The following is a 14,125-nucleotide window of genomic DNA, read 5'->3' as shown; positions in this document are numbered from 1 at the left end:
GCCGCTGTCCTCACGAGCCAAGAGTGACACCCCGAGCGCGCATGAACGTCACCGGATTGGTGAGCGAGCCGTTCACGTAGACCATGAAGTGCAGGTGGCATCCGGTCGCGCCGCCGGTCATGCCGACGCGCGCGATGTTCTGCCCCGGGCCGACGTGCTGTCCCACGTGCACCCCGATGCCGCCCGGCTGGATGTGCCCGTAGCCGGTGATGACGCCGTTGCCGTGATCGATGGTGATGTAGTTGCCGAGGTCGCTGTACCAGCCCGCGTACTTGACCGTGCCGGCGTGTGCGGCGTAGATCGGAAGCCCGCACGCCTCGGCGATGTCCTGCCCGCTGTGGAGCTTCCACACGTGGTAGATCGGGTGGAAGCGCAGCCCGAACCCGTCGAGCAGCACCCCGTTCGACGGATCCGCCCAGCCGGAGGCGCTCACGCGGCCCGCGGCGCCCGCGCCCCACTGGGCGACGAGACCCTTCTCGTAGTCGGCCTGGGTCGCCGCGCGCTTCTGCGTCAGGACGGCCAGCTGCGCCTGCAGCTGGGCGGCGTGCGCGGTCTGCGCGTCCACGGCGGCCTGCGCCTTCGTCGCGGCATCCTGCGCGGCGGCGAACGCGGCCTGGGCCTTCACCTGCAGTTCGTCGAGGATCTTCTTCTGCACGGTGGCCTGATCCGTCAGCTTCTGCGCGTTCTTCTCCAGCTGGATCGCCCGCGCGTAGATGCCCTCGGCCTGCTTGATCAACTGGTCGTAGGCCTGGAAGCGGTAGAGCTGCTCGCTCGCCGCGCCCTGGTGCGAGAGAAGGGTCGCGGTCGTGTCGATGCCGCCGTTGGTACGCGCCAGCTGGGATGCCAGCCGCGCCGCCTTCAGACGCGCGGCCGCGGCGTCCTTCGTGGCGGCATCGGCCTGGGCCTGCAGCTGCTGCGTCTTGTAGTCCTGCGCGTCGTACGCCTCCTGCGCCTTCGCATAGGCGTCGCCCTTGACCTGGGCGTCCTTCTGCGCGGCCGCCGCCGCGGCGGTCAGTTGTGCGAGCTGTGCCTGGATCTGCGCGACGAGGTTCTTCGTCGCCGACTCGGCCTGCTGCGCGGCCTGCACGTCGGCCCAGCTGGGGTAATCCGTGGCACGCAACGCGGGAAGGCTCGCGGTGGCCACCCTGACCGGCGTGGGCTCGGCGACCGCCGGCGATGCGGCGATGACGCCGGCCGGCAGCAATCCGAGCACGACGAATGCCGCGACGCCCCGCACGCGAACGCGCGCCCCCGCGTGGACTTCCCCGACCGGTCCATGGTTTCCCCGCTCCCGTGCGATGGCGCGCGCATGCGCGCGCTATTCACACGAATAACATCGTTAACAATAACAACAGACGTCTCGAAGTCTCAACGCCGGGTTGAACCTAACCGCGGGTCACGCGAACGCCGGGGACGCGGGCCGGTGTGGGGCGCCATCCGGCACAGGCGCGCGATCGTCGCTGCCGGTTGGCGGCATCCGGCGCGGTCCCGTATGCTGGACCCTCGGTTGCCGTGCGGTTCGCTCGCGGCCCCATCGTTTAGTGGCCTAGGACACCGCCCTTTCACGGCGGCAGCACGGGTTCGAATCCCGTTGGGGTCACGCTGAACGAGGCAACCGAGCAAATTCAACAGCAAGGCCCTGTAGCGCAGTTGGTTAGCGTGCCGCCCTGTCACGGCGGAGGTCGCGGGTTCAAGTCCCGTCAGGGTCGCGGATGTCAGAGCCTTTCCGCAAGGAAGGGCTCTTTCTCCATCGCGGCGGTCTCGCCACCGCCGCGAACCGGCTCTGTAGCTCAGTTGGTAGAGCGCACGACTGAAAATCGTGAGGTCACGGGATCGACGCCCGTCGGAGCCACCCACAACCTCGTCGCAGGACAATGTCTCACGTGGGCGAGACATCTCCATCGGGCAGCGCTCGCCTTCTGCGGCTCGGCCGAGCGCTGGAGTGGATCACTCTGCTGTGGAACGTGGTCGCCGTCGTGGTTCTCGCGGCCCTCGCCGTCACGGCCTCCTCCGTCGCCCTGGCGGGCTTCGGACTGGACAGTCTGATCGAGATCGGCGCGAGCGCCGTCGTGCTGTGGGAGCTCTCCGGGTCGGGTGCCCGCCGGCAGCGTCTCGCCCTGCGGCTGATCGGCGCCGCGTTCGTCGCCCTGGCGGCCTACCTCCTCGTGCAGTCGACCGTCGCTCTCGCGACCGGTCACCGGGCGGATGACAGCGCGGGCGGGATCGTCTGGACGGGGGTCACCGCGGTGGTGATGTTCTCTCTGGCGGCGGGGAAGCGCCGCGTCGGCCAGGCGCTCGGCAATGCGGTCCTGGAAACCGAAGGGCGGGTGACGTTCATCGACGGGATCCTCGCGACCGCCGTGCTGATCGGCATCGCAGTGAATGCCGCGTTCGGCTGGTGGTGGGCCGACGCGCTCGCGGGATACGTGATCGTGGTCTACGCGATCCGGGAGGCCGTGCACATCTTCCGCGAAGACCGCGCGGCCGTCACCGGCTGACCACGCCGCCTCGACGGATCAGACTTCACTCGTGACGTGGTGGACGATCGTGCTGGCGATCGCCGGTGGCCTGCTGCTGCTGTGGGGCGCTCTCGTGATCGCGCTGCTGGTCGGTGCTCGCCGCGCCGGCGACCGCACCCGCCTGGTCGACCTGCTGCAGCTCGTGCCCGACGTCGTGCGGCTGGTGCGCCGGCTCGTGGCGGATCGGTCGGTCCCGCGGAGGGTGCGCGTCGTCCTCGTGGTCCTCCTCGGCTACCTGCTGCTGCCCATCGACCTGGTGCCCGACTTCATCCCCGTCGTCGGCTACCTCGACGACGCCGTCATCGTCGCCCTCGTCCTCCGCTTCGTCACCCGGACGGCCGGCGCCGCCGCTCTCGACCGGCACTGGCCGGGAACGCCGGAGGGGCTGCGTGCCCTGCGCTTGATCACCGGGCTCTCCGGGTCGTAGAGGTTGCGCGGTGCTCGCGCGATGTCGGGCGGGACCCGGCGGCATCCAGGGGCCGCTCGTCGTACAGTCGCCGTCATGACCAGCTCATCTCTCGTGCACGATCACGAACCGCATGCGCCCGGAACGGCCGATCGCCTGAACCGGCTCCGGGCTGGGGTGCTCGGCGCGAACGACGGGATCGTCTCGGTCGCGGCCGTGGTCGTCGGCGTCGCCGGCGCGACGACCTCGCTGCCGGCGATCATCGCCGCCGGCTCGGCCGCCCTGGTCGGGGGCGCGATCTCGATGGCGCTCGGCGAGTACGTCTCGGTGAGCAGCTCGCGCGACACCACCCGTGCGCTCATCGAGAAGGAGCGGCACGAGCTCGCGACGATGCCGGAGCAGGAGCTGGCCGAGCTGACCGAGCTGTACCGCGCGAAGGGACTCAGTCAGGCGACGGCGCGCACCGTCGCCGAGGAGCTGACCGCTCACGACGCCCTCGCCGCGCACCTGGAGGTCGAGCTGAACATCGACGAGGACGACATCGTGAGCCCCTGGGCGGCCGCGGCGGCATCGGCCCTCGCGTTCCTGATCGGCGCCGTGCTGCCGATGGTCGCGATCCTGCTGCCGCCGGAGCCGGCGCGCATCCCCGTCTGCTTCGCCGCCGTGCTCGTCGCGCTGGTGCTGACCGGCACGATCAGCGCACGGATCGGTGGCACCCATCCGCTGCGGGCCACCCTGCGGGTCGTCATCGGCGGCGCCTTGGCCCTCGCGGCGACGTTCCTCGTCGGCCGGCTGCTCGGCACGGCCGGGCTGGGAGCCTGACGATGGCCCGGGTGCTCGTGGTCGAGGACGATCCGACGATGGCGCAGGTCGTCTCGCGGGCGCTCGTCGACGACGGTCACGAGCCCCTGGTGTGCGAGGACGGGATCCGGGCGTTGATCGCCGTGGGAGAGTCGACGTTCGACGCGGCGGCGATCGACGTGATGCTGCCCGGCGCCAGTGGATTCGAGGTATGCCGGCAGATCCGCGCGCGGGATCTCACGTTCCCCATCCTCATGCTCACCGCACGCGATGCGGTCGACGACCGGGTGAAGGGACTGGACTCCGGGGCGGACGACTACCTGACGAAGCCGTTCGCCCTCGCGGAGTTCAGCGCCCGCATCCGGGCCCTGCTGCGCCGGCACGGAACGCAGCCGCGGACGCGCCTCGCGCTCGGCAACGTCGTGCTCGACCTCGCGGCGGGCCGTCTCGAGGTGGGAGACGCCCTGGTTCTGCTCACGATCCGCGAGAACGGCCTGCTGCGGGTGCTGCTCACCCGCACCCCCGAGGTGGTGACCCGTCCGGAGATGCTGGACGAGGTGTGGGGCACGCGTCACATCGATCAGAACGTCGTGGATCAGTATGTGCGCTACGTGCGACGCAAGCTCGAGAGCGCCGGTGCGACGGCCGTGATCGAGACGGTCCGCGGCCGGGGATACCGGATCGTGGAGGCCGTCGCGTGACGAGGTTGCGGATCCGCACCCGACTCGTGGCCGGCACCGCCGTGGTGGGCGTGATCGTGCTCGCGGTCGCGCTGATCGTGGCACGCGTCGAGATCTCGCAGCTGCTGCACGACAGCGCTGTGCAGCTGGCCCGCACCGACCTGAGTTCCTTCGCGGTCGACCTGCAGCGCAATCCGGGAGAACCGCCCGACACCGTGGCGAACGGCCTGCTGATCGTGGTCAAGGATCCGTCGGGACGCGTCGTGCGCGACACGGCGCCCGACGACGTCCGGCGGGCGCTGCCGGCGGTCGCGTCCGACAGCGACTTCACGTTCGGCGACGACGAGGGCCGCTCCTACGTCGTCGTCGGCCGGCTGGTGCAGACCTCGGAGGGGGACTGGTCGCTGTGGGCTGCGCGCGACGTCTCCAGCAGCCGCTCGGCCGTCTCCGGGATCGACCTGGTCTTCGTCCTGATGGGGATCGGCCTGCTCGTGGTGCTCGTGCTCGCCTCGTGGTTCCTCGTGCGCGGGGCGCTGCGTCCGGTCGAGGAGATGCGGCGCCATGCGGAGACCCTCGCGGGCGATGAGTTGCTGCCCGTCGGCGACAACGACGACGAGCTCGCCCGGCTCGCCTCGACGCTCAACGACTCCGTGTCGCGGGTGCGCGATGCGGCGTGGCGGGAGCGGCGGATGGTCTCCGATGCCGCCCACGAGCTCCGCACCCCGCTCGCCGGCCTCGCGGCTGAGCTCGAGCTGACCCGCCGGCATCACGACGATCCGCAGCAGCTCGACGCCGGACTCGTCTCCGCGCAGCGGTCGGCTCAGCGACTGGGGGAGCTGGCCACGAACCTGCTCGAGCTCTCACGCCTGGACGAGGCCGAGGCACCGCCGGAGACCGCCGACGCCTCGGAGATCACCGCGGAGATGCTCGACGCGATCGACCGCGCGCGCACCCTCGTCGCGGACCGGCGGCTGCGGATCGACGATGACATCGTGGTCGCCGATCCGGGCGCCCGCTACGAGATCGGCACGATGGCGATCTCGCGCGTCGCCGACAACCTGCTCTCGAACGCCACCCGGGCCGTGGGCGCGCGCGGCACGGTGGTGGTGCGCGTGAAGCAGGACGTCGACGTGCTGGTGATCCGGGTCGAGGACGACGGGCCCGGTGTGCCCGAGGACTTCCTCCCCGTCGCGTTCGAGCGCTTTTCTCGTTCCGACCCGGCCCGCCAACGGGAGGGGAGCGGTCTGGGCCTCGCCCTGGTCGCGGCGATCGCGCACGCGGCGGGTGGCGCCGTTCGAGCAGAGAACCTCGGCCCCGGTTTCGCCGTGGAGGTGCGTCTGCCGAAGATGTGAAGGCTCTCGTCGGCCACGGGCTCGGTTCCGAGCATCGGCCAAGGCGGCGTGCGGAGCATGTCGTCCATGGCTTCCGCGATCACCGCCCCCGCGCTGACGTCGGCCGCCGCGCCGGCCGCCGGTCGTGCGCTCCGCCATCGTCGCCGTCTCCGCCGCGCGGATCTGCTGACGGTGGTCGCCTGGGCCAGCGCCGCGCTCGCCGTCGCCATGTACCTCACCCACGGCGTCGCGCTCGCCGGCATCGGGGACCTGCTGACCGCTGGAGGAATCGTGGCGGGCCTGGTCGGCAGCGACCTGGTGCTCGTGATGCTCGTGCTCGCAGCCCGTGTCCCGCTCATCGACCGCACGATCGGGCATGACCGGGCGATGGCGGTCCATCGGCAGCTCGGCAAGCCGGCGTTCTACCTCCTGCTCGCGCACGGGGTCCTCCTCACGCTGGGGTACGCGTGGGCCGACCGGGCGAACATCGTCGCCGAGACGGCGTCGCTCATCGGCGCACAGGACATGCCGATCGCGTACCTCTCGCTGGGCCTGTTCGTCGCCGTGATCGTCACTTCGCTGGTCGCGGTGCGGCGGAAGCTGCGCTACGAGGTGTGGCACCTCATCCACCTGCTTTCCTATGCTGCGGTGCTCACGGCCCTGCCGCACCAGTTCAGCCAGGGCACCGTCTTCGCCGCGGACACGCCCCAGCGCGTCTACTGGATCGCGCTCTACGTGCTCGCCCTCGGCGCGATCGTCACCTTCCGATTCGTCGAGCCGGCGGTGCAGAGCATGCGGCACCGGATCGTCGTCGATCGCGTCGAGCGGATCGCGCCCGACGCGATCTCGATCCACCTCCGTGGCCGCGATCTCGACAGGCTCGGGGCGCAGGGCGGCCAGTTCTTCACCTGGCGGTTCTGGACCGGTCGCACCTGGTGGCACGCCCACCCGTTGTCGCTCTCGTCGGTGCCGACGTCGCGCACCGCGCGCATCACGGTGCGGGAGCTCGGTGACGGGACGCGGGCCCTCCAGGCGTCGCTGCGGCACGGCACCCCCGTGACCTTCGAGGGGCCGTACGGGATCTTCACCGACGCGGCCCGCGGCAGGGAACGGGTCGCCGTGTTCGCGGCGGGTATCGGCGTGACGCCGGCCCGGGCCCTGCTCGAGCGGCTCGACGCCGGTCGGGGAATGGTGTCGGTGATCGTGCGGGCCTCGGATCCCCGATCCCTCTTCCTCTGGGACGAGATCCTGCGGTTGTGCCAGGACCGCGGCTGGAACGCCTGGGTGTCGATCGGCCGGCGGGGATCCGGTTCCTCGAGCTGGCTGTCCGCCGCCGACGCGCACCGCGGGGTGTCGATGCGCAGCGCCTTTCCCCACCTCGACGACTCCGAGGTCTACATCTGCGGGCCCGACAGCTGGGCCGATGCCGTCGAGCACGAAGCCCACCATCGCGGCGTCGCGTCCGCCCACATCCACCGGGAGAGGTTCGAACTATGAGCACGCGGGGAACTCTCGGTGGTGTCTTCGCCTCCGCCGCCGTCCTCATCATCGGGTGGCAGATCGGAGCGGCGGCGCTCGGCCACCCGGCGACGACGACGTCAACGGGTCCGACCGGCGCAACGGCGGGCTCCGGCTCGAACGGCGCCCCGACCTCCGGGAGCTCCGGGTCGGGCAGCGGGAGCCCGGCGTCGTCGACGCTCAAGGACGGCACCTTCACGGGGGCGTCGGTGCAGACGCCGTACGGCGAGGTCCAGGTGTCGATCGTGGTCGCGAGCGGCAGGATCAGCGACGTCGCGACGCCGACGCTTCAGGCGTACGACGGTCGCTCCGAGCGGATCAACAGCCAGGCGGTCCCGCTGCTCAAGAGGGAGGTCCTGCAGGCGCAGTCCGCGAAGGTCAGCATGATCTCGGGAGCCACCTTCACCAGCCGGGGCTACCTCACCTCGCTGCAGTCCGCGCTCGACAAGGCCGCCTAGATGACTGCCTGGCACGTCTTCTCGACGATGGGCACCGTGGTGTCGATCCACGCCGATGCACCGATTGCGCGGCACGTCCTGCGCGAGGTGGAGGGCGTCTTCGCGGCGTTCGACCGCAGGTTCAGCCTGTACCGACCGGACAGCGAGATCAGCAGGATCGCCGACGGCCGCCTGGCGCTCCTCGCCGCGGGCGCCGAGCTGCGCAATGTCTACGAGCTGGCCCTCGGCTGGAGGTCGGCGACGCACGGTGCCTTCACCCCGCATCGGCCGGACGGGGTCGTCGACCTCTCCGGCGTCGTCAAGGCGCTCGCCATCCGCGACGCGGGAACGGCCCTCGACCACGCCGGCGCGACGACCTGGAGCATCGGATGCGGTGGGGACATCCTGACCCGCCTGTCCGACGGCGCGGAGCAGACGATCGGCATCGCGGACCCGGCGGATCGCCGTCGGCTGCTGACCGCCGTCGCGATCTCCGCCCCCCACCGGGCGATCGCGACCTCGGGCGTCTCCGAGCGCGGCGAGCACGTCTGGGGACCCCGCCCCGATTTCGACCAGGTCACCGTGCTCGCGGCCGACATCGTGACTGCCGACGTGCTCGCGACCGCCATCCTCGCCGGCGGTCAGGAGACCTGCGACGAGGTCACCGCGACGATGCCCGTCGACGTGCTGTGCGTGCGCCGCGACGGCGAGGTCGTCGGCACCCCGGGGGCCCGTCTGGCCCTGCCGGCCTGACGGACCGGCCCGAGGGAGCCGGTCAGTCGGCCTTGCTGAGGTCGACCATCGCGTCGTAGAGCTGCTTCTCGGTCAACGGCGGCTCGGGAACCGGATGCGCCCGCTCGGCCCGGTAGGCGTCGAGCATGAGGTGCAGGTGGCGTCGCCAGGCGTCGGGCGCGGTGGCGGCGGTCGCGTCGATGATCCGGCCGTTGGACCAGATCAGGGTGACGATGTCGGCGAGCGTGATGTCGGGTCGCGCCTCGCCGGCGTCCTGGGCCCGGGCGAGAAGGCGCCCGATCTGGTGGCACAGCTCGTCGTGGATGCGCTCCGTCTCCGGGCTGCCCGGGAAGCGTCGGGAGAGGAAGTCGTTGAACCCGCGATCGCCGGCCTGCGCCCGGAACAGGTTCTCGAGGTAGCGGACGAACGCGTCCCACGGATCGTCGAGCTCCGCGACCTCCGTGGCGTCGCCGAGGAACTCCTGCAGGCGCGGCTCGAACGCGGCGAGGAGCAGGTCCATGCGGGTCGGGAAGTGGCGGTAGAGGGTTCCGATCGCGACACCCGCGTTTCGCGCGATCCGCTCCAACGAGGCATCCACGCCGCGCGCGGCGAACTCGCTGCGTGCGGCGGCAAGCAGCTTGTCGCGACGCTCCCGGGCATCGCGACGACGGGGCGCACGTGCGCGGTCGGCCTCCGTCATGCTCACCGGTCGAATCTACTGCGGAATCGTGGAATAGGTGAGGCACCCCTCCGGTTGGGACCTGTAACCGGAGGGGAGCCTCACCTTTGAGGCCGGCCGCATGGCGACCATCCGGTCCACCGGAGAACGACGAGGAGTACACGAGATGACCACCATCAGCATCATCGGCTCGGGCAACATGGCCGGCGCGATCGGCCGCCGAGCGGCGCAGCACGGCCACACCGTCGAGGTGATGAGCCGCGACACCGCGAAGTCCCAGGCGCTCGCCGATCAGATCGGCGACGGGGCGACGGTGGGGACCTTCGGCGCACGACCGGTGGGCGACATCGTCGTCCTGGCGGTCCTTCACACCGGTGCCCTCGACGTGGTCGCGCAGTACGGCGACGCCCTGGCCGGCAAGATCCTGATCGACATCACCAACCCCTTCAACCCCGACGCGAGCGGAGTCGTCACCTCCCCGGCGACTCGGTCTCGCAGCAGATCGCCGGCGCCGCCCCGGCGAGCACCCGGGTCATCAAGGCGTTCAACACCGTCTTCCGCGGCGTGCTCGCCGCTGACGGGCCGCTGGACATCTTCTTCGCGGGAGGCGACGCCGAGTCCAGGCAGCGCTTCGCGGAGTTCTTGGAGAGCCTCGGCATCCGGCCGCTCGATGCGGGAGGAATGGAATCCACCCACGCCCTGGAGTGGGCGGCGATCCTGCTCATGGGGCTGGCGCGCAACGGCAGCGGGTTCGACGTCGCGTTCGGGGCCAAGTGATCATGGGGAAGCTCGAGGGCAAAGTCGCGGTCATCACCGGCGCGACGAGCGGGATGGCGCTGGCGGGCGCCCGGCTGTTCGCCGACGAGGGCGCGCGCGTCGTCATCACCGGCCGGCGGAAGGACGCGCTGGACCGCGCGCTCGAAATGATCGGGCACGACGCGATCGGCGTCCAGGCCGACTCGGCCGACCTCGGGGACCTGGACCGGCTGTTCGCGACGGTCGAGCGGGAGGCGGGCTCCATCGACGTGCTGTGGGCGAGCGCCGGGATCGGCGAGCAGAGCAGGCTGGGCGAGATCACCGAGGAGCACTTCGACGCCATCTTCGGGCTGAACGCGCGCGGCACGGTCTTCACCGTCCAGAAGGCGCTGCCGCTGTTCAACGACGGAGGGTCGATCTTCATGACCGGGTCGAACGCGTCGCTCAAGGGGTACGCCGGCTTCGGCGTGTACGCGGCGAGCAAGGCCGTGCAGCTCGCCCTGGCACGCACCTGGGTGTCGGAGCTTCGGGACCGGAACATCCGCGTGAACGTCCTGACCCCGGGCCAGGTCGACTCGCCCGTACTGGAGCAGGTGATGGACGCGGAGATGAAGGCGGCCTTCGAGTCCGTGATCCCGCGCCGGTGGATGGGCCGGCCCGAGGAGATCGCGTCGGTCGCGCTGTTCCTCGCGTCGGACGACTCGAGCTACGTCAACGGCCTGGAACTAGTCGCCGACGGCGGTGCCACCGTGATCTGAGCGCGCCCGACCACGCTCAGAGCTGCTGACCGAGCTTGAACCCTTTCTCGGTGTCGCCCTCCCGGGTGTACGAGAACCCGTCGGCGCCGATCGTCACGGCGAGCTCGCTCGGCTGCTCGCGGTGCACGACCGGCTGCGGCTCGCCGTCGAGGTCGAGCACGAGGGAGGCCTCGGTGTACCAGCTCGGCACGACCGGGTTGCCCCACCAGTCGCGGCGCTGGTTGTCGTGCACGTCCCAGGTGACGACCGGATTGTCGGGGTCACCCGTGTAGTAGTCCTGCGTGTAGATCTCGACGCGGTGCCCATCCGGATCGCGCAGATAGAGGTAGAACGCGTTCGAGACGCCGTGCCGGCCGGGGCCGCGCTCGATGACGTCGCTCAGGCGCAGGGCGCCGAGCTTGTCGCAGATCGCGATGATGTTGTGCTTCTCGTGGGTCGAGAACGCGATGTGGTGCAGGCGCGGGCCGTCGCCGCCGGTGAGCGCGGTGTCGTGCACGGTGTCCTTGCGGTGCAGCCACGCGGCGTAGGTGACGCCGTCCGCGTCCTGGATGTCCTCCGTGACGCGGAACCCGATGCTCTCCAGGTAGTCGCGCCCCGCCGGCACGTCGGGCGTCACCTGGTTGAAGTGGTCGAGCCGCACGAGCGCGCCGGGCGTGTACAGGTCGTAGCGCCAGGCGAGGCGCTCGACGTGCTCCACCTCGAAGAAGAACTCGTACGGGAACCCGAGCGGGTCGATCACGCGCACCGCGTCGCCCACGCCGGGCACGAAGCCGGACGCGCGGCGCTCGGTGCGGCATCCGAGGTCGCGGTAGTGCCGTTCCGCGCGATCGACGTCCTCCGGCGTGCGCACCCGGAAGGCGAGCGCGGCGGCGGCCGCGACCGGCCCCCGGCGCAGCACGAGGTTGTGGTGGATGAACTCCTCCAGGGTGCGGAGGCAGATGACGTTCTCGTCCTCCTCGGTCACCACGAGGCCGAGCACGTCGACGTAGAACGCCCGCGCCGCCGCGAGGTCGGTCACGACGAGCTCGGCGTAGGCGCACCGCACGATGTCGAAGGGGATGGTCATCGCCGGACTCCGAACCTCGGGGTGTGCACCGGCCCGAGCGTGATGTGCACGGCCTGCTGGTCGGTGTAGAAGTCGATCGAGCGGTAGCCGCCCTCGTGCCCGAGCCCGGACGCCTTGACCCCGCCGAACGGGGTGCGCAGGTCGCGCACGTTGTGCGAGTTCAGCCAGACCATGCCGGCCTCCACGCGGTGCGCGAAGGTGTGCGCGCGCTCGAGATCGGTGGTCCAGAGGTAGGCGGCGAGGCCGTAGCGCGTGCCGTTGGCGAGCTCCAGCGCCTCGTCGTCGGTGTCGAACGGGGTGATCGTCACGACGGGGCCGAAGATCTCCTCCTGGAAGATCCGGGCATCCGGTGCCACGTCGGCGAACACGGTCGGCGCGACGTAGTTGCCGGTCTCGAGGCCCGGCGGCCGCCCTCCGCCGGCGAGCAGGCGACCCTCGCTCTTGCCGAGCTCGACATAACCCATGACCTTGTCGACGTGCTCCGGATGCACGAGCGCGCCGACCTCGGTGGCCGGGTCGTACGGATCGCCGACCACGATGTTCGCGGCGCGCGCGGCGTAGCGCTCCAGGAACTCGTCGTAGACCGGACGCTCGACGAGGATCCGGCTGCCGGCGGTGCAGCGCTCGCCGTTGAGCGAGAACACCCCGAACAGCGTCGAGTCGATCGCGGCGTCGAGGTCCGCGTCCGCGAACACGACGGCCGGCGACTTGCCGCCGAGCTCCATCGACAGGCCCTTGAGCATCGGCGCCGCGTTGGCGAAGATCAGCTGCCCGGTGCGGCTCTCGCCCGTGAACGAGATGAGCGGGACGCCCGGATGCCGCACCAGCGCATCGCCGGCCTCCTCGCCGAGCCCGTTGACGAGGTTGAAGACGCCCGGCGGCAGGCCGGCCTGCTCGAAGATGCCCGCCCACAGGCTGGCCGACAGCGGGGTGAACTCGGCCGGCTTCAGCACGACGGTGCAGCCGGATGCCAGCGCGGGCGCGAGCTTCCAGCTCTCGAGCATGAAGGGCGTGTTCCACGGCGTGATGAGCCCCGCGACGCCGATCGGCTTGCGGTGGACGTAGTTCAGCTGCGCGCCCGGCACCTGGTACGCGTCGTCGGACTGGGCGACGATCAGGTCGGCGAAGAAGCGGAAGTTCTCCGCCGCCCGCAGCGCCTGGCCGAGCGCCTGGGTGATCGGCAGGCCGGTGTCGAAGGTCTCCAGCTCTGCCAGCCGGTCGTTCTGCGCCTCGACCGCGTCGGCGATCCGGTTCAGGATGCGGGCGCGCTCGCGCGCCTTCATCCGCGGCCACGGCCCCTGCCGGAACGCGAGCGTCGCGGCCTCGACGGCGCGGTCGACGTCCGCCGCGGTGCCGGCCGCCGCGCGCACGTAGGGCTCGTTGGTCACCGGATCGAGCACCTCGAAGGTGCCGCCGTCGACGCTGTCGACGACGCGTCCGTCGATGTAGTGCCGGATGCCATCCGGCAGCCCGGCGGGCACGTGGTGCGGCGTCATCCGCGGTCCCCGATCTCGAAGCCGTCCACCGGCGTCAGGTAGTCGGCGCCCTGTTCGAGGTAGACCCGCATCCGCTCGACGCCGGCGTCGGTCGGCGGGATGAGCGGCGGACGCACGGCGCCGGAGCGGATCAGCCCGCGCTCCTCGAGCACCCACTTGCCGGGCGCGGGGTTGGTCTCCACGAACAGCAGGTCGACGAGCGGGTGCAGCCCGTAGTGGATGGCGCGCGCGCCCTCGACGTCACCCGCCATCCACAGCTCGTACATCCGCGCGTGCGCGGCCGGCGCGATGTTCGCGGTGGCACTCAGGTATCCGGCGCCGCCCAGCGCGAGCAGCGGCAGGCACAGCAGCTCGATGCCCGACCAGACCACGAGGTCCGGTCCGCACAGCCGGATGACACGGCTGAAGTGCTCGAAGTCGCGCGTGGTCTCCTTCACGCCGACGAAGTTCTCGACGTCGCGGAACAGCCGCGCGATCGTCTCCGGCGCGATGTCGACCGCGGTGCGCGAGGGCACGTTATAGGCGAGGATCGGCAGGTCGGGGAACTCGGCCGCGACCGTCCGGTACCAGACGTAGAGCGCCTCCTGCGTGGGCCGCGCGTAGTACGGCGTGATGATGAGCGCCGCGTCGATGCCGAGCTCGACGGCGCGCGCGGTGAGCTCGATCGTCTCGTCGAGCCGTGCACTGCCGGTGCCGGGCACGACCGGCACGCGGTGCCCGGATGCCTCCAGCACGGTCGCGATCGCGGCGACCCGCTCGTCGGTGCTCTGCGCGCTCGGCTCGCCGGTGGACCCGCCGATCGACAGGCCGTGCGTGCCGTGGGCGAGCTGCCAGCGCACGAGGTTGGCGAGGCTCTCGTGGTCGACCTCGCCGTCGGCGGTGAACGGCGTCATGAGCGGCGCGATCGAGCCGCGCAGGGTGCGCGGATCGGTGCGGTACGGCATGG

At 71.1% G+C, this 14,125-nt stretch carries 15 protein-coding genes, 3 tRNA genes and 1 pseudogene; 14 read left to right on the top strand and 5 right to left on the bottom strand.

Features of this window, described 5'->3' with window-relative positions:
• Positions 1–10: 10 nt before the first annotated feature.
• Positions 11–1,237, bottom strand: coding sequence for a M23 family metallopeptidase (locus tag QQK35_RS10715; RefSeq protein ID WP_284254151.1), 1,227 nt, complete (start codon positions 1,235–1,237; stop codon positions 11–13).
• Between the two features lie 290 nt (positions 1,238–1,527).
• On the opposite strand from QQK35_RS10715, the gene QQK35_RS10710 reads away from it, so the two are divergent.
• The 11 genes from QQK35_RS10710 (at position 1,528) to QQK35_RS10660 (ending at position 8,445) form a co-directional block, all read left to right on the top strand.
• Positions 1,528–1,600: transfer RNA gene (locus QQK35_RS10710), tRNA-Glu, on the top strand.
• 35 nt (positions 1,601–1,635) lie between these two features.
• Positions 1,636–1,709 (top strand) — tRNA-Asp (locus QQK35_RS10705).
• 70 nt (positions 1,710–1,779) lie between these two features.
• Positions 1,780–1,852, top strand: a tRNA-Phe gene (locus tag QQK35_RS10700).
• Positions 1,853–1,883: 31 nt separating this feature from the next.
• The gene (locus QQK35_RS10695) at positions 1,884–2,498 is read left to right on the top strand and encodes a cation efflux transmembrane domain-containing protein (RefSeq protein WP_284254150.1); all 615 of its coding nucleotides are present in this window, start codon (positions 1,884–1,886) and stop codon (positions 2,496–2,498) included.
• Between the two features lie 31 nt (positions 2,499–2,529).
• Entirely contained in the window at positions 2,530–2,946 is a 417-nt protein-coding gene (locus QQK35_RS10690) for a YkvA family protein (RefSeq protein ID WP_284254149.1), read from the top strand.
• Positions 2,947–3,021: 75 nt separating this feature from the next.
• A complete protein-coding gene (locus QQK35_RS10685) occupies positions 3,022–3,747 on the top strand; it encodes a VIT1/CCC1 transporter family protein (RefSeq protein ID WP_284254148.1) in 726 nt (241 codons plus the stop codon).
• Positions 3,748–3,749: 2 nt separating this feature from the next.
• Positions 3,750–4,427 carry a response regulator transcription factor gene (locus QQK35_RS10680; protein ID WP_284254147.1) on the top strand — a complete coding sequence of 226 codons (678 nt, stop codon included), beginning with the start codon at positions 3,750–3,752 and terminating at the stop codon, positions 4,425–4,427.
• Positions 4,424–5,758, top strand: coding sequence for a sensor histidine kinase (locus tag QQK35_RS10675; protein ID WP_284254146.1), 1,335 nt, complete (start codon positions 4,424–4,426; stop codon positions 5,756–5,758). Before QQK35_RS10680 ends, QQK35_RS10675 begins: the two co-directional genes overlap by 4 nt.
• 66 nt (positions 5,759–5,824) lie before the next feature.
• Positions 5,825–7,234 (top strand): ferredoxin reductase family protein, encoded by a 1,410-nt coding sequence (locus QQK35_RS10670; protein WP_284254144.1) that lies wholly within the window; start codon positions 5,825–5,827, stop codon positions 7,232–7,234.
• Positions 7,231–7,713: an FMN-binding protein gene (locus QQK35_RS10665; protein WP_284254143.1), complete on the top strand. Its 483-nt coding sequence runs from the start codon at positions 7,231–7,233 to the stop codon at positions 7,711–7,713. Before QQK35_RS10670 ends, QQK35_RS10665 begins: the two co-directional genes overlap by 4 nt.
• Positions 7,714–8,445, top strand: a complete 732-nt coding sequence (locus QQK35_RS10660; RefSeq protein ID WP_284254142.1) for an FAD:protein FMN transferase — start codon at positions 7,714–7,716, stop codon at positions 8,443–8,445.
• Positions 8,446–8,467: 22 nt separating this feature from the next.
• Here QQK35_RS10660 and QQK35_RS10655 read toward each other — a convergent pair whose 3' ends face one another.
• Positions 8,468–9,124, bottom strand: a complete 657-nt coding sequence (locus tag QQK35_RS10655; protein WP_284255675.1) for a TetR/AcrR family transcriptional regulator — start codon at positions 9,122–9,124, stop codon at positions 8,468–8,470.
• A gap of 100 nt (positions 9,125–9,224) precedes the next feature.
• Here QQK35_RS10655 and QQK35_RS10650 point away from each other — a divergent pair.
• The 3 genes and pseudogenes from QQK35_RS10650 to QQK35_RS10640 form a co-directional block, all read left to right on the top strand.
• A pseudogene (locus QQK35_RS10650) lies at positions 9,225–9,500 on the top strand (NAD(P)-binding domain-containing protein); the annotation flags it as partial.
• 167 nt (positions 9,501–9,667) lie between these two features.
• The gene (locus tag QQK35_RS10645; protein ID WP_284254141.1) at positions 9,668–9,880 is read left to right on the top strand and encodes a hypothetical protein; all 213 of its coding nucleotides are present in this window, start codon (positions 9,668–9,670) and stop codon (positions 9,878–9,880) included.
• Positions 9,881–9,882: 2 nt separating this feature from the next.
• Complete coding sequence (locus QQK35_RS10640) at positions 9,883–10,617, top strand: SDR family NAD(P)-dependent oxidoreductase (protein WP_284254140.1); 735 nt, start codon at positions 9,883–9,885, stop codon at positions 10,615–10,617.
• Between the two features lie 16 nt (positions 10,618–10,633).
• Here QQK35_RS10640 and hpaD read toward each other — a convergent pair whose 3' ends face one another.
• From hpaD to dapA, 3 genes are read right to left on the bottom strand one after another with little or no spacing between them, the layout of a single operon-like run.
• Entirely contained in the window at positions 10,634–11,683 is a 1,050-nt protein-coding gene (hpaD, locus tag QQK35_RS10635; RefSeq protein ID WP_284254139.1) for a 3,4-dihydroxyphenylacetate 2,3-dioxygenase, read from the bottom strand.
• The gene (gene hpaE, locus QQK35_RS10630) at positions 11,680–13,179 is read right to left on the bottom strand and encodes a 5-carboxymethyl-2-hydroxymuconate semialdehyde dehydrogenase (RefSeq protein ID WP_284254138.1); all 1,500 of its coding nucleotides are present in this window, start codon (positions 13,177–13,179) and stop codon (positions 11,680–11,682) included. Before hpaE ends, hpaD begins: the two co-directional genes overlap by 4 nt.
• Positions 13,176–14,123, bottom strand: coding sequence for a 4-hydroxy-tetrahydrodipicolinate synthase (gene dapA / locus QQK35_RS10625; RefSeq protein ID WP_284254137.1), 948 nt, complete (start codon positions 14,121–14,123; stop codon positions 13,176–13,178). Before dapA ends, hpaE begins: the two co-directional genes overlap by 4 nt.
• Positions 14,124–14,125: the final 2 nt, after the last annotated feature.

The sequence above is a fragment of the Pseudolysinimonas kribbensis genome (assembly GCF_030161895.1).
GTDB classification, from domain to species: domain Bacteria; phylum Actinomycetota; class Actinomycetes; order Actinomycetales; family Microbacteriaceae; genus Pseudolysinimonas; species Pseudolysinimonas kribbensis.
Note: the sequence above shows the minus strand (reverse complement) of the source record. Positions and strands in the feature narration are given on the sequence as shown.

Coding starts and splice junctions, on each gene's coding strand:
- QQK35_RS10640 (WP_284254140.1), top strand. CDS start 9,883: ATGGGGAAGCTCGAGGGCAAAGTCGCGGTCATCACCGGCGCGACGAGC.
- dapA (WP_284254137.1), bottom strand. CDS start 14,123: ATGCCGTACCGCACCGATCCGCGCACCCTGCGCGGCTCGATCGCGCCG.
- QQK35_RS10670 (WP_284254144.1), top strand. CDS start 5,825: ATGGCTTCCGCGATCACCGCCCCCGCGCTGACGTCGGCCGCCGCGCCG.
- QQK35_RS10685 (WP_284254148.1), top strand. CDS start 3,022: ATGACCAGCTCATCTCTCGTGCACGATCACGAACCGCATGCGCCCGGA.
- hpaE (WP_284254138.1), bottom strand. CDS start 13,179: ATGACGCCGCACCACGTGCCCGCCGGGCTGCCGGATGGCATCCGGCAC.
- QQK35_RS10680 (WP_284254147.1), top strand. CDS start 3,750: ATGGCCCGGGTGCTCGTGGTCGAGGACGATCCGACGATGGCGCAGGTC.
- QQK35_RS10655 (WP_284255675.1), bottom strand. CDS start 9,124: ATGACGGAGGCCGACCGCGCACGTGCGCCCCGTCGTCGCGATGCCCGG.
- hpaD (WP_284254139.1), bottom strand. CDS start 11,683: ATGACCATCCCCTTCGACATCGTGCGGTGCGCCTACGCCGAGCTCGTC.
- QQK35_RS10665 (WP_284254143.1), top strand. CDS start 7,231: ATGAGCACGCGGGGAACTCTCGGTGGTGTCTTCGCCTCCGCCGCCGTC.
- QQK35_RS10660 (WP_284254142.1), top strand. CDS start 7,714: ATGACTGCCTGGCACGTCTTCTCGACGATGGGCACCGTGGTGTCGATC.